This is a genomic window from Kribbella kalugense, from assembly GCF_004365875.1.
GTDB lineage: Bacteria > Actinomycetota > Actinomycetes > Propionibacteriales > Kribbellaceae > Kribbella > Kribbella kalugense.
Genome location: NZ_SODF01000004.1, coordinates 430,547 through 449,174 on the forward strand (window position 1 = coordinate 430,547; position 18,628 = coordinate 449,174).

20 protein-coding genes are annotated in these 18,628 nt (G+C 68.6%); 17 read left to right on the top strand and 3 right to left on the bottom strand.

The window, feature by feature from the left end; translation table 11 throughout:
- Positions 1-25 precede the first annotated feature (25 nt).
- From EV650_RS39375 to EV650_RS39430, 12 genes are all read left to right on the top strand, one after another.
- Positions 26-1,639, top strand: a complete 1,614-nt coding sequence (locus tag EV650_RS39375; RefSeq protein ID WP_134124330.1) for a DAK2 domain-containing protein — start codon at positions 26-28, stop codon at positions 1,637-1,639.
- The gene (gene recG, locus EV650_RS39380; protein WP_134124331.1) at positions 1,636-3,882 is read left to right on the top strand and encodes an ATP-dependent DNA helicase RecG; all 2,247 of its coding nucleotides are present in this window, start codon (positions 1,636-1,638) and stop codon (positions 3,880-3,882) included. Before EV650_RS39375 ends, recG begins: the two co-directional genes overlap by 4 nt.
- A complete protein-coding gene (gene rsmD / locus EV650_RS39385) occupies positions 3,882-4,439 on the top strand; it encodes a 16S rRNA (guanine(966)-N(2))-methyltransferase RsmD (RefSeq protein WP_369409982.1) in 558 nt (185 codons plus the stop codon). Before recG ends, rsmD begins: the two co-directional genes overlap by 1 nt.
- Positions 4,432-4,902 carry a pantetheine-phosphate adenylyltransferase gene (gene coaD, locus EV650_RS39390; RefSeq protein ID WP_134124332.1) on the top strand — a complete coding sequence of 157 codons (471 nt, stop codon included), beginning with the start codon at positions 4,432-4,434 and terminating at the stop codon, positions 4,900-4,902. The genes rsmD and coaD overlap by 8 nt, the downstream gene beginning before the upstream one ends.
- A 129-nt stretch (positions 4,903-5,031) precedes the next feature.
- Positions 5,032-5,547: a YceD family protein gene (locus EV650_RS39395; RefSeq protein WP_238174766.1), complete on the top strand. Its 516-nt coding sequence runs from the start codon at positions 5,032-5,034 to the stop codon at positions 5,545-5,547.
- 80 nt (positions 5,548-5,627) lie between these two features.
- On the top strand, positions 5,628-5,819 hold the full coding sequence (rpmF, locus tag EV650_RS39400) for a 50S ribosomal protein L32 (protein ID WP_130449167.1): 192 nt from the start codon (positions 5,628-5,630) through the stop codon (positions 5,817-5,819).
- Between the two features lie 14 nt (positions 5,820-5,833).
- Positions 5,834-6,565 (top strand): ribonuclease III, encoded by a 732-nt coding sequence (gene rnc, locus EV650_RS39405; RefSeq protein WP_134124334.1) that lies wholly within the window; start codon positions 5,834-5,836, stop codon positions 6,563-6,565.
- 1 nt (position 6,566) lies between these two features.
- Positions 6,567-7,421 carry a bifunctional DNA-formamidopyrimidine glycosylase/DNA-(apurinic or apyrimidinic site) lyase gene (gene mutM, locus EV650_RS39410; RefSeq protein WP_134124335.1) on the top strand — a complete coding sequence of 285 codons (855 nt, stop codon included), beginning with the start codon at positions 6,567-6,569 and terminating at the stop codon, positions 7,419-7,421.
- Between the two features lie 187 nt (positions 7,422-7,608).
- Positions 7,609-7,764, top strand: a complete 156-nt coding sequence (locus tag EV650_RS39415; protein ID WP_233712037.1) for a hypothetical protein — start codon at positions 7,609-7,611, stop codon at positions 7,762-7,764.
- Between the two features lie 309 nt (positions 7,765-8,073).
- Positions 8,074-11,616: a chromosome segregation protein SMC gene (gene smc, locus EV650_RS39420; RefSeq protein ID WP_134124336.1), complete on the top strand. Its 3,543-nt coding sequence runs from the start codon at positions 8,074-8,076 to the stop codon at positions 11,614-11,616.
- A 42-nt stretch (positions 11,617-11,658) separates the two neighbouring features.
- Complete coding sequence (locus EV650_RS39425) at positions 11,659-11,931, top strand: type II toxin-antitoxin system Phd/YefM family antitoxin (RefSeq protein ID WP_134124337.1); 273 nt, start codon at positions 11,659-11,661, stop codon at positions 11,929-11,931.
- Positions 11,928-12,332 (top strand): type II toxin-antitoxin system VapC family toxin, encoded by a 405-nt coding sequence (locus EV650_RS39430; RefSeq protein WP_134124338.1) that lies wholly within the window; start codon positions 11,928-11,930, stop codon positions 12,330-12,332. Before EV650_RS39425 ends, EV650_RS39430 begins: the two co-directional genes overlap by 4 nt.
- Before the next feature lie 3 nt (positions 12,333-12,335).
- Here EV650_RS39430 and EV650_RS39435 read toward each other — a convergent pair whose 3' ends face one another.
- Complete coding sequence (locus EV650_RS39435; RefSeq protein WP_134124339.1) at positions 12,336-12,668, bottom strand: nuclear transport factor 2 family protein; 333 nt, start codon at positions 12,666-12,668, stop codon at positions 12,336-12,338.
- Positions 12,669-12,753: 85 nt separating this feature from the next.
- Here EV650_RS39435 and EV650_RS39440 point away from each other — a divergent pair, with 85 nt between their 5' ends.
- From EV650_RS39440 to EV650_RS39455, 4 genes are read left to right on the top strand one after another with little or no spacing between them, the layout of a single operon-like run.
- A complete protein-coding gene (locus EV650_RS39440) occupies positions 12,754-13,284 on the top strand; it encodes a COG4315 family predicted lipoprotein (protein ID WP_134124340.1) in 531 nt (176 codons plus the stop codon).
- A 55-nt stretch (positions 13,285-13,339) separates the two neighbouring features.
- A complete protein-coding gene (locus EV650_RS39445; RefSeq protein WP_255512133.1) occupies positions 13,340-13,870 on the top strand; it encodes a sigma-70 family RNA polymerase sigma factor in 531 nt (176 codons plus the stop codon).
- On the top strand, positions 13,867-14,565 hold the full coding sequence (locus EV650_RS39450) for an anti-sigma factor family protein (protein ID WP_134124342.1): 699 nt from the start codon (positions 13,867-13,869) through the stop codon (positions 14,563-14,565). The genes EV650_RS39445 and EV650_RS39450 overlap by 4 nt, the downstream gene beginning before the upstream one ends.
- Positions 14,566-14,596: 31 nt before the next feature.
- Complete coding sequence (locus EV650_RS39455; RefSeq protein WP_134124343.1) at positions 14,597-15,688, top strand: threonine aldolase family protein; 1,092 nt, start codon at positions 14,597-14,599, stop codon at positions 15,686-15,688.
- A 150-nt stretch (positions 15,689-15,838) separates the two neighbouring features.
- Here EV650_RS39455 and EV650_RS39460 read toward each other — a convergent pair whose 3' ends face one another.
- Together EV650_RS39460 and EV650_RS39465 are read right to left on the bottom strand one after the other, a co-directional pair.
- Positions 15,839-16,744 carry a M56 family metallopeptidase gene (locus tag EV650_RS39460; protein WP_134124344.1) on the bottom strand — a complete coding sequence of 302 codons (906 nt, stop codon included), beginning with the start codon at positions 16,742-16,744 and terminating at the stop codon, positions 15,839-15,841.
- Positions 16,741-17,133, bottom strand: a complete 393-nt coding sequence (locus EV650_RS39465; RefSeq protein WP_134124345.1) for a BlaI/MecI/CopY family transcriptional regulator — start codon at positions 17,131-17,133, stop codon at positions 16,741-16,743. Before EV650_RS39465 ends, EV650_RS39460 begins: the two co-directional genes overlap by 4 nt.
- Before the next feature lie 84 nt (positions 17,134-17,217).
- Here EV650_RS39465 and EV650_RS39470 point away from each other — a divergent pair, with 84 nt between their 5' ends.
- Positions 17,218-18,621 (top strand): cytochrome ubiquinol oxidase subunit I, encoded by a 1,404-nt coding sequence (locus EV650_RS39470; RefSeq protein ID WP_134124346.1) that lies wholly within the window; start codon positions 17,218-17,220, stop codon positions 18,619-18,621.
- The last annotated feature ends 7 nt before the right edge of the window (positions 18,622-18,628 follow it).

The following is an 18,628-nucleotide window of genomic DNA, read 5'->3' on the forward strand; positions in this document are numbered from 1 at the left end:
ACGGACAGGTACTAACCTTCCGGGCGTGGAGGAATTGACGGTCGAGGTGTTGCGGGCGTGGGCCCGGACGGCGCTGGTCGAGCTCGGGCGGGCGCGGACCGAGATCGACGAGCTGAACGTGTACCCGGTGCCCGACGGCGACACCGGGACGAACCTCTACCTGACCTGGGAAGCCGCCTGCGACGCGCTGCCCAAGGGCGAGCTGACCTTTACCGAGGCGATCCAGGCCTTCGGCCGCGGCGCCCTGCTCGGCGCCCGCGGGAACTCCGGCGTGATCACTTCCCAGCTGATCCGCGCCTGCGGCCTCCGCCTCAACGAGAACCTCCCGCGCGACCGCGAGAACGGCGTACTCGCGGATCCCCGGATGAGTGAGCCGGCCGCCTTCGCCGACGCCCTCAAGTACGCCGCCGACGCCGCGTACGGCGCGGTCGCCCAGCCGGTCGAAGGCACCATGCTGACCGTCGCCCGCGCTGCCGCCACCGGCGCGATGACCGCCGCGAACGACGGCAAGAGCCTCGCCGACGTCTGCCTGGCCGCGGTCGCATCCGCCAGGCAGGCCCTCACCAAGACGACCGACCAGCTGGCTGTACTCCGTCGTGCGGGGGTCGTGGACGCCGGGGGAGCCGGGCTCGTCGTGATCCTCGGCGCGATGGAATCCGTACTCACTGGGCAGTACGTGCGGGTCGACGTACCGGCCAGGGTCGAGCCGCAGGGCGAAAGCGCCGAGAGCCAGGACGGGCCGGCGTACGAGGTGATGTTCCTGCTCGACGCGACCGACGACAAGATCGGCGACTTCCGGCAGACCCTGGCCGGGCTCGGCGACTCGGTCGTGGTGGTCGGCGGCGACGGACTCTGGAACGTGCACGTCCACACCGATGACGTCGGCGCCGCGATCGAGCACGGCATCGACATCGGCCGCCCGCACCGGATCCGGGTCACTCACTTCGCAGACCAGGCCCACCAGCACGAGCCGATCCGGAGCCGGGCCGTGATCGCGGTCGTCGCCGGTGAGGGGCTGGCCGACCTGTTCACCGAGGCCGGCGCGCATGTCATCAGAGGCGGTCCCGGTCGGCGGTGCTCGACCGGTGAACTGCTGCAGGCGATCGAGGTGTCGCAGGCCCCCGAGATCGTGATCCTGCCGAACGACAAGGACTCGATCGCGGTCGCCGAGGCCGCCGCCACCGCGGCCCGTCAGGACGGGATCCGGGTCGCCGTGATCCCGACCCGCGCGCAGGTCCAGGGTCTGGCCGCGATCGCCGTCCACGACCCGGAACGCAGCTTCGACGACGACGTCGTACACCTGTCCGCAGCCGCCGGGCAGACCCGGCACGGCGCGGTCACGATCGCGGTGAAGGACGCCTGGACGATGGCCGGCCGGTGCCAGATCGGCGACGCGCTCGGCGTGGTCGACGGCGACTTCGCGCTGATCACCGACGACCTGGAGACGGCCGCGTTCGGTGTCGTCGACCGGCTGCTCGGCGGTGGCGGCGAGCTGCTCACGATCGTCACCGGCCTGGACGCGGATCCTGGCCTGGCCGAGGCTGTGGAGCGGCATGTACGCCGCCAACGCAAAGATGTCGACGTCGTGGTGTACGACGGAGGGCAGGACAGGTACCCGCTGCTGATCGGGGTGGAATGAGAAGCGATACGGACCGGAAGCTCCGAGACTTCCTCGGCGCGAAGACGGCCAAGACCTTCGCGGACGTGCTCGAGATCGAGACCGTCGGCGAACTGCTGCGGCACTACCCGCGGCGGTACCTGAAGAAGGGTGAGCTGACCCCGTTCGACGAGCTGGAGGTCGGCGACCAGGCGACCGTCAACGGCCGGGTCAAGAAGGTCACCGTGCGGTCCCTGGACACCAAGGCCGACATCCCGCTGGCCGACGTACAGAAGTGGGCTCGGCGCAAGACGCTGACGAAGGTCGTCGTCACCGACGGGCGCCGTGATCTGGAGCTGGCGTTCTTCAACCAGCCCTGGCTGGCGACCAAGCTGACGCCTGGCACCGCGGCCCTGTTCTGGGGCGAGGTGACGATGTTCCGCGACACCATGCAGCTGAAGGGCCCGGGCACCGAGATCCTCGAGTCCGAGGACCTGACCGAGGCCGAGATCGAACGCCGGGCCAGGCCGTTCCGCCCGCTCTACCCGGCGACCGCGAAGTTGCCGACCGCAACGATCGAGCGGTCCGTCAAGATCGTGCTGGACAGTCTGGACGAGCGGATCGACGACCCGATCCCGGACCTGATCCTGCGCAACGAGAAGCTGTTCGGTCTGCGTGAAGCCTTGCAAAAGGTGCATCTGCCGGACACCGAGAAGGACATCGAGGACGCTCAGAAGCGGTTCCGGTTCGAGGAAGCGCTGGTGATGCAGACGATCCTGGCTCAGCGGCGAGCGGTGACCGACGCGCTGAACGCCGTACCCCGGCCGCGCACGCCAGGTGGTCTGCTCGACGACTTCGACAAGCGGCTGCCGTTCGAGCTCACCGAGGGGCAGTCCGAGGTGGGCGAGGAGATCTTCGCCGATCTGGCCCGCCCGCACCCGATGCACCGCCTGCTGCAGGGTGAGGTTGGTTCCGGCAAGACCGTGGTCGCGCTGCGGGCGATGCTGTCCGTCGTCGACAACGGCGGTCAGGCGGCGCTACTCGCTCCGACCGAAGTGCTGGCCGTGCAGCATCACAAGACGCTCACCAAGATGCTCGGGGATCTGGCCGAGCAGGGCATGCTCGGCGGCGCGGAGCACGCGACCAAGGTTGCCCTCCTGACCGGTTCGCTGAACGCGGCAGGCCGCCGTACGGCGATGCTCGATGCCGCCAGTGGCGCCGCGGGGATCGTGGTCGGGACGCATGCACTGCTCGAGGACAAGGTCCAGTTCGCGGATCTCGGGCTCGTGGTGGTCGACGAGCAGCACCGGTTCGGGGTCGAGCAGCGGGCCGCGCTGAGCGCGAAGTCCGGCGACAACACCCCGCACGTGCTGGTCATGACCGCGACCCCGATCCCGCGGACCGTGGCGATGACGGTGTTCGGCGACCTCGCGGTCTCGACGCTGACCCAGCTCCCGGCCGGCCGGTCGCCGATCCAGTCGTCGGTCGTCCCCGCCAAGGAGAAGCCGGAGTGGCTGCAGCGAGCCTGGACCCGGGTCCGCGAGGAGGTCGGCAAGGGCCACCAGGTGTACGTCGTCTGCCCGCGGATCGGGGACGACGTCAAGAACGCGACCGACGAGGAAGGCGAGTTCGCGGCGGGCGAGGAGGAGCAGGGCGGCAAGAAGCAGCAGGCCCGGCCGCCGATCTCGGTCATGCAGGTGTCCGAGGCGCTGGCCGAGATCCTGCCCGACCTCCGGGTCGAGATCCTGCACGGCCGGCTGCCCGCGGACGAGAAGGACGCGGTGATGTCGCGGTTCGCGGCCGGTGACATCGACGTACTGATCGCGACGACGGTGATCGAGGTCGGTGTCGACGTACCGAATGCCTCGACGATGGTGATCATGGACGCCGACCGGTTCGGCATCTCCCAGCTGCACCAGCTGCGCGGCCGGGTCGGGCGAGGCAAGGTGCAGGGGCTGTGCCTGCTGGTGACCGACCTCTGGCCGGGGTCGAAGTCGTACGGGCGCTTGGACGCGGTGGCGTCCACGACGGACGGGTTCGAGCTGTCCCGGATCGACCTGGAGACCCGCCGCGAGGGCGACGTACTCGGCGTGGCGCAATCCGGGCGGCGGAGCAGTCTGAAGCTGCTGAGCGTGCTGCGGGACGAGGACGTCATCCTCGCCGCCCGGCATGTCGCGAACTCGATCGTGTCGGTGGACGCCGACCTGGCCGAGTACCCGGTGCTGGGGGCCGCAGTACGCAGCGCTTTGGAGTCGGAGACCACCGAATACCTGGAGAAGACCTGATGCGGATCGTCGGGGGAGCGGCCGGCGGCCGGCGGATCGTCGTACCGCCGGGAAGCGGGACGAGGCCGACCGCGGATCGGGTCCGGGAGGCGCTGTTCTCGTCGCTCGAGTCGGAGTTCGGCAGCCTCCACGGGCTGGCGGTGCTGGATCTGTACGCCGGATCAGGGGCCATCGGGCTCGAGGCGCTGTCCCGCGGGGCGGCGAAGGCAGTGATGGTGGAGTCGGACCGGAAGGCGGCCGAGGTGGTCGCGACCAACGTTCGTACGGTCGGCCTGCCCGGAGCGACTGTTCTCACGCGACCGGTGGAGAAGGTTACTGCGGGTGACGCTCCGGCGGTGTTCGACCTGGTCTTCGCGGACCCGCCGTACAAGCTGGAGACGGTCGAGCTGCAGGACGTGCTGACCGATCTGGTCGCCAACGGGTGGCTGGCGGACGACGCGGTGGTGGTGGTCGAGCGCGGGAAACGGGAGCCGTGGGAGTGGCCGGAGGGGTTCGCCGCGTTGCGGGACCGCAAGTACGGCGAGGCCCGGCTTTGGTACGGTCACCGCCATGGCTAAGGCGGTCTTTCCAGGGACCTTTGATCCGCCCACGGTCGGGCATCTCGACATCGTCACCCGGGCGGCCGCCGCCTTCGACGAGCTGATCGTCGCGACCGGGGTGAACCAGTCGAAGAACCGGCTGTTCGGCCCGCAGGAGCGGATCGAGATGCTCACCGAGTTGGTCGCGCCGTTCCCGAACGTCCGGATCGGCACCTTCGACGGGCTGCTGGTCGACTACTGCCGGGCCGAGGGCGCCGGCGTGATCGTGAAGGGCCTGCGCTCCGCCGCCGACTACGACTACGAGCTGCAGATGGCGCAGCTGAACCGGCGGATGACCGGGGTCGACACGGTGTTCCTGCCGACCGCCCCGGAGAACGCTTTCATCTCGTCCAGCTGGGTCAAGGAGATCGCCCGCCTCGGCGGCGACGTGAGTACATTCGTGACCCCGGCTGTTCACTCACGGTTACTGGACATCCTCTAGGTTCACCCCGAATTGGGCGACGGGCTGTGGACTTGGTAATGTGGATCACCGGTCTCGACGAGACCGAGTTCCTGCCTGCCCACGCCTGAAAGGTTCGTTCTGAGCGCCTTGGACCCACGGTCCCCACTCGTGATCGACACGCACGAGCTGGCACGCCGCGCCGGGTCCGAACGCGAAGTCACCTTTACGGCGCCGGCGCCGGCAGATCTCGGTATCGACGTGATCGGCGTCCCCGAAGGCGATCCGATCCAGTTCGATCTACGGCTGGAATCGGTGGTCGAAGGGGTGCTCGTCACCGGAACGGCCCGCGGCCGTCTGGTCGGGGAGTGCGCGCGGTGCCTGGTCGATATCGAGGACGAGTTCCTCGCTGACGTCCAGGAGCTGTACGTCTACCCGGAGAGCGAAGCCGAGCCGGACGAGGCCAGCCGGATGGAGGGCGATCTGATCGCCCTCGAGCCGGTGCTGAGGGACCAGGTGGTGCTCGCACTGCCGTTCCAGCCGCTGTGTACGGACGACTGTCCGGGTCTGTGCCCCGAGTGCGGGGTTCGCCTGGCGGACGAGCCCGGCCACCAGCACGAGGACGGGGTCGACCCACGGTGGGCCGCCCTGGGCGGTTTGGTCCAGAACGACCAGCAGGACAACTGAAAACCCGTAGTACCAGTCATAGATACGTCAGCTAGCCGGCCGGGTCCACCAGCCCCCGGCCGAACCGAGGAGTCATAACCGTGGCCGTTCCGAAGCGGAAGATGTCGCGCAGCAACACCCGCAACCGCCGGGCCCAGTGGAAGACCACTGCCCCGTCGCTGGTGACCTGCGTGAACCCCGCCTGCCGCGCGAAGCACCTGCAGCACACCGTTTGCCCCAACTGCGGCCAGTACGGCGCCAAGGGCGAGCGTCGCCAGGTCGTCGAGAGCTAAACGGCACTAACCCAGTGAACTCTGCCAACGAAACGGGGCTCTACGCCGAGCTGAACCAGCGGCTCGGCGTATCGCTGGCTGACGAACTACTGGAGCACGCCTTCACCCACCGCTCGTACGCGTACGAGAACGGTGGGCTGCCGACCAACGAGCGGCTGGAGTTCCTCGGGGACTCCGTGCTCGGCGTCATCGTCACGGAGTCGCTGTTCCGTAACCACCCGGACCTGTCCGAGGGCCGGCTGGCCAAGCTGCGGGCCGCGGTGGTCAACATGCGCGCGCTGGCCGGCGTCGCCCGCGACCTCAACCTCGGCAAGTACCTGCGGCTCGGCCGCGGCGAGGAAGCCACCGGCGGCCGGGACAAGTCGTCGATCCTGGCCGACTGCGTCGAGGCGTTGATCGGCGCCGTCTACCTCGACCGCGGGTTCGAGACCGCGGGCGGGGTGGTGCACCGGCTGTTCGACGACCTGATGGAGTCGTCGGCGCGGCTCGGCGCCGGCCTGGACTGGAAGACGTCGCTGCAGGAGCTGGTCGCCCAGCTCAGCGTCGGCGTGCCTGAGTACGTGATCGCGGAGTCCGGACCGGACCACGCGAAGACGTTCGAGGCGCGGGTCCGGATCGGCTCCGACACGTACGGTCACGGCATCGGCCGGAGCAAGAAGGAAGCCGAGCAGCAGGCCGCCGAGACCGCCTGGAAGGCGCTGCGCGCCGCGCATCCCGACACGATCGATCCGTCCACGCAGCCCTGAGGTGCCTGAGCTTCCTGAGGTAGAGGTCGTCCGCCGGGGTCTCGCGGAGTTCACCACCGGCCGGACGATCGACGCCGTCGAGGTCCTGCATCCCCGGCCGGTACGGCGTCATGCCGCCGGGCCGGACGACTTCGTGGCCCGGCTCAAGGGCCAGGTGTTCGCCGAGCCGGCCCGCCGCGGGAAGTACCTCTGGCTGCCGCTGGTTTCGGGCGACGCCGTCCTCACCCACCTCGGGATGAGCGGCCAGTTCCGGGTCCAGCCGGTCGGCGCGCCCGACGAGGCGCACCTCCGGGTCCGGTTCCGGTTCGCGGACGACCGCGGAGAGGTCCGGTTTGTGGACCAGCGGATGTTCGGTGGTCTGTCGTACTCCGAAGGGGGCGCCGAGCTGCCCGCCGAGATCGCCCACATCGCCAGGGATCCGTTCGATCCTCTGTTCGATCCGGACGTGGCGATGGCGAAGATCCGGCGCCGCAAGACCGGACTGAAGCGGGCCCTGCTGGACCAGACCGTGGTCAGCGGGATCGGCAACATCTACGCCGACGAAGCGTTGTGGCGGGCGAAACTGCACTACGCGCGGGCAACAGAAACGATGAAACCCTTTCAAATAAAGGGGATCCTGCACCAGGCGCACGAGGTGATGGCCGAGGCGCTGAACGTTGGTGGCACCAGCTTTGACGCCCTGTACGTCAACGTGAACGGGGAATCCGGCTACTTCGAGCGCGGCCTGAACGTCTACGGGCAGGAGGGATCGCCGTGCCCGCGGGATGGCCGGCCGATTCGTCGAGAGCCGTTCATGAACCGTTCGTCGTACCGGTGCCCGAAATGTCAGCCGGTTCCGCGCCAGGTTCGCTGGTGAGCGAGGTATCGTTAATAAACGTGGCCCAGGTTGACCCGTCGGCCTCGCCGGTGTCATCCTGAAAGACGGCACACATTTTCGGCGCTCCATGACTGAAGCCAGCGGAGCGCACCCGGCCAGAACCCTTCCGGAGGACAGCACAATGGCCAAGGCTCTTCTAGGGCATCTTGGAGGCACTGACCCGCGCATGCTTGAGCAGGTTCGTCTGCTCAACCGGCGTGTCGCCGATCTGGAGGCGCACGTGATGCGCCTGCAGGCAGAGAACGACCACCTCGTCGCACAGGTTCACGAAGGTCGCTTGCTGACCGTCGACGAGGCCTTGCGCGCCCCCGCTTCGGTCTGAGGACCCTAGCCGCGACAACAGAGAATTAGTATCTCGACCGTCCGCACCACCCACGGCGGTGGCCCCCGTCCGGGCCTCCGCCGGTCGTGTGTTCACCGAATGTTGTGCTCCCTGACCTTTTCCGGCGACTCTGACAGGTCCCGCCTCCGCGGATTCGCACCGATCTCTTTGTAGACTGCGAAGCGGAACACTTCCCCCGGGTAGCGGCAGCATCACAGGCAGTACTGGCCTGATGTGCAGTTATGACGGTTCCTTCGGTATCGTCTGTCCTTTCACGGGTTGGAGAGCTTCGCCTTGTACCTGAAGAGCATGACGCTCCGGGGCTTCAAGTCGTTCGCGTCCGCGACGACGATGAACTTCGAACCAGGCATCACCTGCATCGTCGGCCCGAACGGCTCCGGCAAGTCCAACGTCGTCGACGCACTGGCCTGGGTGATGGGTGAGCAGGGCGCGAAGTCGCTGCGCGGCGGCAAGATGGAGGACGTCATCTTCGCCGGCACCTCCGGCCGCGCCCCGCTGGGCCGCGCCGAGGTCGTCCTCACCATCGACAACACCGACGGCGCGCTGCCGATCGAGTACGCCGAGGTGACGATCAGCCGGACGATGTTCCGCAACGGCGGCTCCGACTACCAGATCAACGGCCAGAACTGCCGGCTGCTCGACGTCCAGGAACTGCTCAGCGACTCCGGTATCGGCCGCGAGATGCACGTCATCGTCGGCCAGGGCCAGCTCGACTCGATCCTGCGCGCCACGCCCGAGGGCCGGCGCGGGTTCGTCGAGGAGGCCGCCGGCGTCCTGAAGCACCGCAAGCGCAAGGAAAAGGCGATCCGGAAGCTGGAGGCCACCGAGGGCAACCTGCACCGCCTCGGCGACCTGATCACCGAGATCCGCCGCCAGTTGAAGCCGCTCGGGCGCCAGGCGGAGGTGGCGCGCCGGGCCGTGACGATCCAGGCGGAGGTCCGGGACGGTCGCGGTCGGCTGCTCGCCGACGACATCGTCCAGGCCCAGTCAGCGCTCGAGGCCGAGCTGCGGGACGAGGCCGCGCTGACCGAGCGCCGGTCCGAGACCGAGGCGAAGCTGCGCGAGGCCCGCGAGCTGGAGGCCGAGCTCGAGGACGCGCTCCGCGAGGACGCGCCGGCGCTGCAGGCCGCTCAGGACACCTGGTACCAGCTGTCCGGCTTCGGCGAGAAGATCAAAGGTACGGCGCGGATCGCGGCGGACCGGATCCGTTCACTGAACGACGAGGCCGACGACGGCCCGCGCTCGGGGCGGGACCCCGACGAGCTCGAGCTGGAGGCTGCCCGGGTCCGCGAGACCGAGGCGCAGATCGAGGCCGAGGTCGAGGCGCACTCCGAGCTGCTCGCCGAGTCCGTCGAGCGCCGCCAGCAACTGGAGGCGCAGGAGGCTGAGGAGGAGCGCCGGATCTCCGCGCTGATCCGGGCCGCCGCCGACCGCCGCGAGGGCCTGGCTCGGCTGACCGGCCAGGTGAACGCGCTGCAGAGCCGCGCGGCCGCCGCCGAGTCCGAGATCGGCCGTCTGGCCAGCAACATGCACGAGGCCGAGGTCCGGGCCGGCAAGGCCCAGCACGACTTCACCGCGCTGGAGACCCAGGTCGCCGGGCTCGACGCCGGTGAGAAGGGGCTCGACGACCAGTACGAGGCCGCTCAGGCGGTCCTCGACGAGATGGACGAGCGCCTGGCCAAGGTGCGGGCCGAGGAGCGCGACGCCGAGCGCGAGCGCACCGGTCTGTCCGCGCGCAAGGAGGCGCTGGAGCTCGGTCTGAACCGCAAGGACGGCGCCGGCGCCCTGCTGGCCGCCTCCGAGCAGGTGAATGGCCTGATGGGTTCCGTGGCCGCCCTGCTGAGCGTGCGATCTGGGTACGAGACCGCCATCGCGGCGGCCCTCGGTGAGGCCGCCGACGCGGTCGCGATCACTCACACCGACGCGGCGCTGCAGGCCGTCGGTCACCTCAAGCAGCACGACCTGGGCCGAGCCGGGATGCTTCTCGGCGATGCACCGGCCGACGACCACGACACCTGGCCGGCGTTGCCCTACGGAGCGTCGTACGCCGTTGACGTCGTGGACTGCCCCGAGACCCTGCGGTCCGCGCTCCGGCGGCTGCTCCGCAAGGTCGCGGTCGTCGAGGACGTCGACGCAGCACGATCCCTGGTTCGGAACCTGCCCGACGTCACCTGTACGACGCGGGCAGGCGACGTACTCGGAGCGCACTTCGCGTACGGCGGATCGGACGCGGCGCCGAGCCTGATCGAGGTGCAGTCCGCGGTCGACGAGGCGGCGGAGAAGCTGACCGAGGCGACGGCGCGGAGCGAGCGGCTCCGGTTCGAACTGCAGGGGCTGGAGGACGAGCGGGCCAGGCAGAAGGAGTCCGCCGAGATCACGCTGGCCCGGCTGCACGAGTCCGATGCGGCGATGGCCGCTGTGGCCGAGCAGTTGGCGCACTTCGGGTCGCTGGCGAAGGCGTCCCGTGGCGAGGCTCAGCGGATGGCCGAGGCGATCTCTGCGGCCGAGGAAGAGCGCGACAAGAACCTGTCCGGTCTGGCCGAGCTCGAAGAGCGGCTGATGGATGCCGAGGCGTTCGACGAGGACGGCGACGAGCCGGACACGTCAGAGCGCGACCGCCTGGCCGAGGCGGCCAAGACTGGACGTGCGGCCGAGATGGAAGCGCGGCTGGCGCTGCGGACCACCGAGGAGCGGGCCCGGGCGCTGTCCGGCCGGGCCGACTCGCTGGAGCGCGCGGCCCGGCAGGAGCGCGAGGCGCGGGCCCGGGCGATCGCTCGAGCGGCCCGGCGCGCGCGGCAGGCGGAGGCGGCGCAGGCCGTGCACCTGGCCGCCGGTCACGTGCTGGCCCGGCTGGAGTCGTCGCTGCAGCAGGCGGCGGCCGAGCGGTCCACGATCCAGGCGCAGCGGGCCGACCGCGAGCGGGCGCTGACCCAGGCACGCTCCGCGACCCGGAACCTGACGTCGGAGCTGGAGCAGCTCACGAACACGGTCCACCGGGACGCACTGGCCCGGGCCGAGCAGAAGATGCGGCTCGAGCAGCTGTACGAGAAGGCGCTTGGCGAGCTCGGTATCGAGGTCGATGCCCTGGTCGCGGAGTACGGGCCGGACCAGCTGGTGCCGCCGCTGCCCACAGACGACGACACGCTGGAGCTCGAGGCCGAGCCGTTCAACCGGGCCAAGGTCGAGAAGCGGCTGAAGCAGGCCGAGCGTGCGCTCAACCAGCTCGGCAAGATCAACCCGCTCGCGCTCGAGGAGTTCGAGGCGATGGAGGAGCGGCACAAGTTCCTCTCCGAGCAGCTCGAGGACCTGCGGAAGTCCCGCCGCGACCTGATGGACATCGTCAAAGAGGTCGACGAGCGGGTAGAGCAGGTCTTCACCCAGGCGTACCGCGACGTCGAGGTCGCGTTCGAGCAGGTGTTCAGCCGGCTGTTCCCGGGTGGTGAGGGCCGACTCGTCCTGACCGACCCCGACGACATGCTGGCCACCGGTATCGACGTCGAGGCCCGCCCGCCCGGCAAGAAGGTGAAGCGGCTGTCGCTGCTGTCCGGTGGCGAGCGCTCGCTGGTCGCGGTCGCCTTCCTGGTCGCCCTGTTCAAGGCCCGCCCGTCGCCGTTCTACATCCTCGACGAGGTCGAGGCCGCGCTCGACGACACCAACCTTGGCCGTCTGCTGGAGATCTACGAGGAGCTCCGCGAGAACAGCCAGCTCCTGGTCATCACCCACCAGAAGCGCACCATGGAGGTCGCCGACGCCCTGTACGGCGTCACGATGCGAGGCGACGGCGTCTCCGCCGTCATCTCCCAGCGAATCCGCGAACCCGAACCGGTGTAGCACCATGTAGCACCGTGTGTCTCAGCGCGCTACGCTTGATGCATGAAGATCATCACTCAGCGCGAGTTCCGCAATCATTCCGCCGCGGTGATGGACGCGGTGGAGGCCGGTGAGACGTACCACATCACCAGGAATGGCACGGAAGTCGCTGAACTGCGCCCGCTCGCCACGCGGCGCCAGCCGACCACCGAGGATCTGATCGCCCAGCATCGGCTCCTGCCCCGGATCGATGCCGCCGCGATGCGGAAGGAGGCCGACGAGTTCTTCGGCTCCGAGGACCGGGTCGGCGATGATGATCCGTTCGAGCGCGCATGAGTGAGCGCCTGGCAGCGGGTGTCCTCGACACCTGCACCTACATCGACCTGTTGGTTCTGGACATCGCAGATCTCCCAGAGCGTGCTGAACTGACCGCCGTTTCGCTGGCCGAACTGCATCAAGGTGTCGAGATGGCGAAGGACCCGTTCACCCGGGCTGCCCGCGCCGAGGTACTGAGTTCGGCAGTGAAAGCGTTCGACCCGTTGCCTTTCGACGGGAGCGCGGCGACGCGATACGGGTCCTTGGTGGCGCTGACCATCGCGGCCGGGCGGGATCCGCGACCGCGAAGGCTGGACCTGATGATCGCTGCCATCGCCTCCAGCCGAAATCTGCCGCTCTACACAAGGAACGCAGCGGACTTCAAAGGGCTGGACGGCCTGGTGACGGTGCGGCCTGTTTGACCGTCAGGCCGTGATTGTCATCGAGGCGAGTTGATCGTTGTCGATGGCGAAGGTGAAGTGGGAGGGGCCGTTGAAACCCTTGCCGCCGACCTGGGTGAGGATCGTCAGGGGGTTGCCCGGCTGGGTGACCTGGGTGTCGGTGAAGGTGGCTTGTTTGCCGATCAGTTCGTTCTGGCTCCAGGAGCGGATCTGGTCCGGGCCGCGGAACTGCCGGCCCCAGTCGTCGACGTAGCCGTCCGGGGCGAACGCGGCCACGAACGCGTCGTTGTCCTGCGCGTCGATCGCGGCGAGCGCGCGCTGAACGGCGGCGGGAATCTCCAGGCTCTCTTGGCTCATGGTGGTGACGATAACCCTCCGGGTTGAACCGGTCCGCGGATCCGCACGTGTTGCGGGTGACGAACGGTCAACCGAGGAGGGTCTGATGAAACGACTGAGCAGTGCGATCGGCGTGGTCGGTGTGGCAGTGCTCGGCCTGGCCGGGCTGACTGCCTGTGGCAGTGACAATTCGAGCTCGGGCTCGAGTTCCGGCTCCAGCAGCTCCGCGCCAGCGAGCCCGTCGGCCGGTGCCGCGGCGAAGCTGGCAACGGCATCCGTCACCGGTCTCGGCAATATCGTTGTCGACGGCAACGGGCGGACGGTTTACGTGTACGACAAGGACACCGCGGGCAAGTCGAACTGTGAGGGCGGTTGCCTCGCCAAGTGGCCGGCAGTGGCCGCGGGCGACGGTACGCCGCAGCTCACCGGGATCGACGCGTCGCTGGTCAGCACGATCACCAGGTCGGACGGATCCAAGCAGCTGGCCATCAACGGTCTGCCGCTCTACCTGTTCGCCAGTGACAGCCAGGCCGGCGAGGCCAAAGGACAGGCAGTCGGCGGCATCTGGTGGGTCGTCGGGGCAGACGGCAAGAAGATCACCACCCAGCCGGCCGGCTCCGGCAATGGCGGTTACTGAGTCGACTAGTGCCGCACTGGTGTGGGCGCCTGCTGATCCCGGTATCGTGCGGTCGGTGGGTGACACCCCAGCGCCGCACGACGCCGAAACTCTGATCCGCACGCTGTACGCCGAACACGGCCGCAGCCTGCTGGCCTACGCGACCCGCCTCACCGGAGACCGGGCCGCTGCCGAGGACGTCGTACAGGAGACCTTGGTACGGGCCTGGAAGCACGCTGCTGATCTGACCACCGGCAAAGGGTCGGTGCGGGGCTGGCTGCTGACTGTGGCGCGCAACATCGTCACGGACCGGGCCAGGGCTCGTGCGGTGCGTCCGGCCGAGGTGGCCGACGTACTGGACAAGCCGCCGGTCTCGGTCGACCACTCCGAGTCTGTGGTCAACACGATGGTCGTGATGGACGCCTTGGACAAGGTGTCTCCCGAGCATCGCGAAGTACTGGTGCAGCTGTACTACCGCGGGCGGTCCGTGGCTGAGGCTGCCAAGGAGCTGGGTGTTCCACCCGGTACCGTGAAATCGCGTTCCTATTACGCCCTCCGAGCTCTGCGCGCGGTGTTGGCTGGACAAGAGGCGGAGGTGTCCCGATGAGTGAGCACGACCGTACGCAGCTGGGCGCCTACGCGCTGGGTGCGCTGGAGCCGGGCGAGGCGGAAGCCGTCGACGAGCACCTGGCCACCTGCGAAGAGTGCCGGGCCGAGCTGGCGGAGCTGAACGAGATGAAGGACTTCCTCGGTGAGGTGCCGCCGGAGGCGTTCCTGGAGGGACCGCCCGAGGGCGGTGACCTGTTGCTGCAGCGCACGCTGCGAGAGGTGCGCGAGTTGGAGGCTGAGCCTCCGGTACCCGTCGCGGCCAAGCGGCGATCCCGGTCCCGGTGGCTGCTGGTGGCGGCTGCACTCGTCGTGGTTGCCGGTGCACTCGGCGGCGGCATCGCAATCGGTCGGTCGACCGCACCGGAGGCTTCGAACGCACCAACGGCCGGCTCCAAGCAAGTCACTACGACTGATACGGCTAGTGGCGCGACCATGGCGACCACAGTCGAGCCGCGGACCGGTTGGAGCTGGGTGCAGGTGCACGTCTCGGGGCTGAAGGCCGGAGACCAGTGTGTGCTGCTCGTCACCGACAAGACTGGCAAGTCCTGGACCGCGGGCAGTTGGGTGGTATCGGAGAAGGCCGCCAAGAACGGCAGCACGTTCGCCGGTGGTGTGCTGATTCCGCTCGACCAGGTCGGCACGGTGGAGATCAGGACGGTTCAAGGACAGCAGGTCGTCAAGACAGCCATCTGAATGTAGTTGCGGTACACGAGAGGATGGAGCCGTGGCTACTACCTCCGAGGACCTGCGAGATCGCCGGAAGAGTGCGGCGGACAACTGCGAGCGCTGGCTGTACAGCCAGCGAGTGCCGGTGCCGGACCGGCTGCGGCAACTCGCAGACGCCGCCACCGACGACCTGTCCGACTCGTACGGCAACGGTGGCGAGGTTGCCACGCTCGAGCAGGAAGTGGCCGAGCTGCTGGGCAAACCGGCAGCGGTGTTCCTGCCGACCGGCATCATGGCGCAGCAGAGCGTGCTGCGGGTGTACGCCGATCGTGCAGGGACCAGCCGGGTCGCGGTACATGGGCTGGCCCACCTGTTGATGCACGAGCTGAACGCTCTCGAAGAGGTGCACCAGCTGCGGATCGAGCGGCTGACGTCAGAGCCACGCCAGCCGCGACCGGACGAGCTGACCGCCATTCCGGGGAAGCTGGCCGCAGTGACGTTGGAGCTGCCGCTGCGCGATGCCGGGTTCGTCCTGCCGACCTGGGACGAGCTGGTCGTGTTCGCCGAGTCCTGTGCGGAGCGCGGCGTACCGCTGCACCTCGACGGGGCTCGCCTCTGGGAGAGCACGCCGTACCTCGGGCACAGCCTGGCTGAGATCTCCGCGCTGGCGTCGACGGTATACGTGTCGTTCTACAAGGTGCTCGGCGGTATCAGCGGTGCGGCGCTGGCCGGGCCGGAGGACGTGATCGACGAGGTACGGCGCTGGCAGCGGCGACTCGGTGGCAATCTCTACTCGCTCTTCCCGTACGCCGTGTCCGCGCGCGAGGGGCTGCGGACCGTGCTGCCCTTGATGGACGACCTGTACCAGCGGGCGGTCGAGGTCGCGATGGCCTTGCAGAGTGAGGGATTCCGCGTCTTCCCGGAGCCGCCGCACACCAACTCGTTCCGGCTCTACGCACCACGCGCGGCGGACGCGATCGAGCGCGCCGCGGTCGAGCGGATGGAACGCACGCACGAATCCCTGAGCGGTCCGTGGCAGCCGGCCGACGTACCTGGCTGGTCGTGGATCGAGCTGGTGGTCACACCGAACTCACTCACCTGGCAGGTCGACGAAATCGCCAAGGCATTCGGGGAACTTCTGACCCGCTGAGCGCGTCATGCACAGTGTTAGTTGTGGGGTGCGTGGGGATTTCCGGGGAGAGAAGTGCTGACATTCGTTGTCACGATGGTCGTTCTGCTGGTTCTGTCGGGCCTGGTGCTGCTGGCCGTAGCCCGGGGCGAAGGCAAACATTTCGGGTAACTAGCTGACGGCGTTCACGATCGCTTCCACGATGGGGGCGGCGATGGTGATCGTGGGGATGACGAGCAGCGCGGCGGCGCCGGCGTAGGTCAGGGCGGAGAGCAGGCGTTCGTCCGGGGCCGGGCCGGCCAGGCGCTGGACTCGGAGGACTGTGGCGGACTTGGCTGCGGCCAGGGCTGTTTCGGGAGCCGGTGCGCCGGCTAGTGCGACCAAGGCGCGGGCCAGCGGGCGTGGGCCGTTGCGGCGACGGGCGTCGTCGTCGGCAAGTAGCTCCACTAGCGTGCGCGCCTGTTCCAGTGCGACGTCGCTGCGCACCCAGCGTGGGAACGCGTGGTGCAGCGCGGTGAACTCCTCCAGCACCAGATCGTGGCGCGCCCGAAGATGCGCCTGCTCATGGGCGAGCACTGCCTTCAGTTCGCAGTCGTCGAGCCGGTCCAGTGCGCCGACCGACACAACGACCCGTGCGCCACGCAGTGCGGGCAGGCAGTAGGCCAGTGGTGTCTCCTCGGCCAGCACGCGCAGTCCGGGGATCAGTCCGTCCGGTGTGGCCAGTACGTCGACCAGATCGCGGTGCCGCTTGCGGCGGGCCCGCGTACCGACCGCAACGCGTCCTATGGCCCACAGCAGCCGCACCACGACCAACGCGGTCATCGCGAGGATCACTGCGGCGAGTAGGTCCCGTGCCGAGGACGGATTGAACCTGGGCTCACCAGGCCGACCCGCGATCGAGTACGAGAGGGAGATGCCGGCACCGAGCGCAGCTAGTACGGCGGCCAGTGCGATCGACTGCCAGAGGATGACGGCGGCGCGGGGAACCCGGTAGGGCCAGTTGGAGCGAGCCAGTACGGCCGGTGCCGGGCCGGCGAGCACCAGCGCCAGGACGGCCAGCAGGACCGGGGTGATCACCCCGTCTGCTCCTGAGCGTCCAGCTGGGACAGGGCCTCGCGCAGCAGTGCTGCTTCCTCGTCGGAGACCTGGCCGACGAAGCGGACCAGGGCCTCGCGCCGGTCGCCGGCCCGGTCCAGCGCGTCGCGCATCAGGTCGGCGGCGAGCTCCTCACGTGGCGCGGCCGCGCGGTAGCGCCAGGCCTTGCCGTCGCGCTCGCGCTCGGTCAGCTTCTTCTTCGCCAGCCGGTCCAGAACGGTCATCACGGTGGTGTAGGCGAGCTCGCGGGTGCCGGCCAGCTGCTCGTGCACCTCGCGCACGGTCAACGCGGCTGGAGCCGCCCAGAGCTGCTCCATCACCAACCGTTCCAGGTCCCCCAAGGGGCGTGGTGTTCTGTCCTCACTGGCCACGGTGACCAGTATAACTACACGTCGTAGTAGATCCGCGCTAGCATCTACTACGAAACGTCGTAGATAGGCTCGGGAGGCCTTCCGATGGACACGCTGGATCTGGCCCGGTGGCAGTTCGCGATCACCACCGTCTACCACTTCTTCTTCGTGCCGGTGACGATCTCGCTGGCCGCGATCACGGCCGGCCTGCAGACCGCTTGGTACCGGACCGGCAAGGCGAAGTACCTGCGGCTGACCAAGTTCTACGGGAAGCTGTTCCTGATCAACATCGCGATGGGTGTGGTCACCGGGCTCGTGCAGGAGTTCCAGTTCGGGATGAACTGGAGTGACTACTCGCGGTTCGTCGGGGACGTGTTCGGCGCCCCGCTCGCGCTCGAGGGCCTGCTCGCGTTCTTCCTCGAGTCGACGTTCATCGGCCTCTGGATCTTCGGCTGGGAGCGGCTGCCTCGGTTAGTCCATCTCGGCTGCATCTGGATGGTGGTGCTCGGCACGCAACTGTCGGCGTACTTCATCCTTGCGGCCAACTCCTGGATGCAGAACCCGGTCGGCTTCCGCTACAACGCCCAGCGCGGCCGGGCCGAGCTGACCGACCTGTGGGCCGTGGTGACCAACAAGGTCGTGCTGGTCACCTTTCCACACACGATCTTCGCCGCCTTCATGGTCGGCGGCGCGTTCGTCGCGGGAGTCGCGTTGTGGCACCTGGTACGGCGGCCTGACACGGATCGGGATGTGTTCCGGTCGGCGATGAAGATCGGCGCCTCGGTGGTGCTCGTGGCCAGTGTGGGGGTCGCGATCAGCGGCGACCTGCAGGGCAAGGTGATGACCGAGGTGCAGCCGATGAAGATGGCCGCGGCCGAGGCGCTGTACGAGACCGAGAAGCCGGCGTCGTTCTCGGTGTTCACGGTCGGCACGCTGGACGGCTCGAAGGAGATCTTCTCGATCAAGGTGCCGTACCTGCTGTCCTTCCTCGCCACCGGTCACTTCGGCGGTGAGGTGAAGGGGATCAATTCGCTGCAGCAGGCGTACGAGCAGCTCTACGGGCCGGGGTCCTACAAGCCGAACATCCCGTTGACCTACTGGACTTTCCGGCTGATGATCGGGGTCGGGATGGCGTCGGCTGCGGTCGCGCTGTGGCTGCTGTGGGTGACACGTCGAGGTCGAGCGCCGAGCCGGTGGCTGGTGTGGCTGGCGATCCCGCTGCCGCTGCTGCCGTTGTTGGCGAACACCTTCGGCTGGATCTTCACCGAGACCGGCCGGCAGCCCTGGCTGGTGTTCGGGTTGTTGCCGACGGCATCAGGTGTGTCACCCGGTACGACGGGCGGCGAGGTGATCACGTCGCTGGTCGGGTTCACCGTCCTGTACGGCGCACTCGCGGTCGTCGAGACGAAGCTGATGCTCCGGACCATCCGGGGCGGCCTGGCCGGGACCGACGATCCACCGGACACCGCACCGGATCAGCCCGACAAACCACTGTCGCTGGCGTACTGAGGGGGTC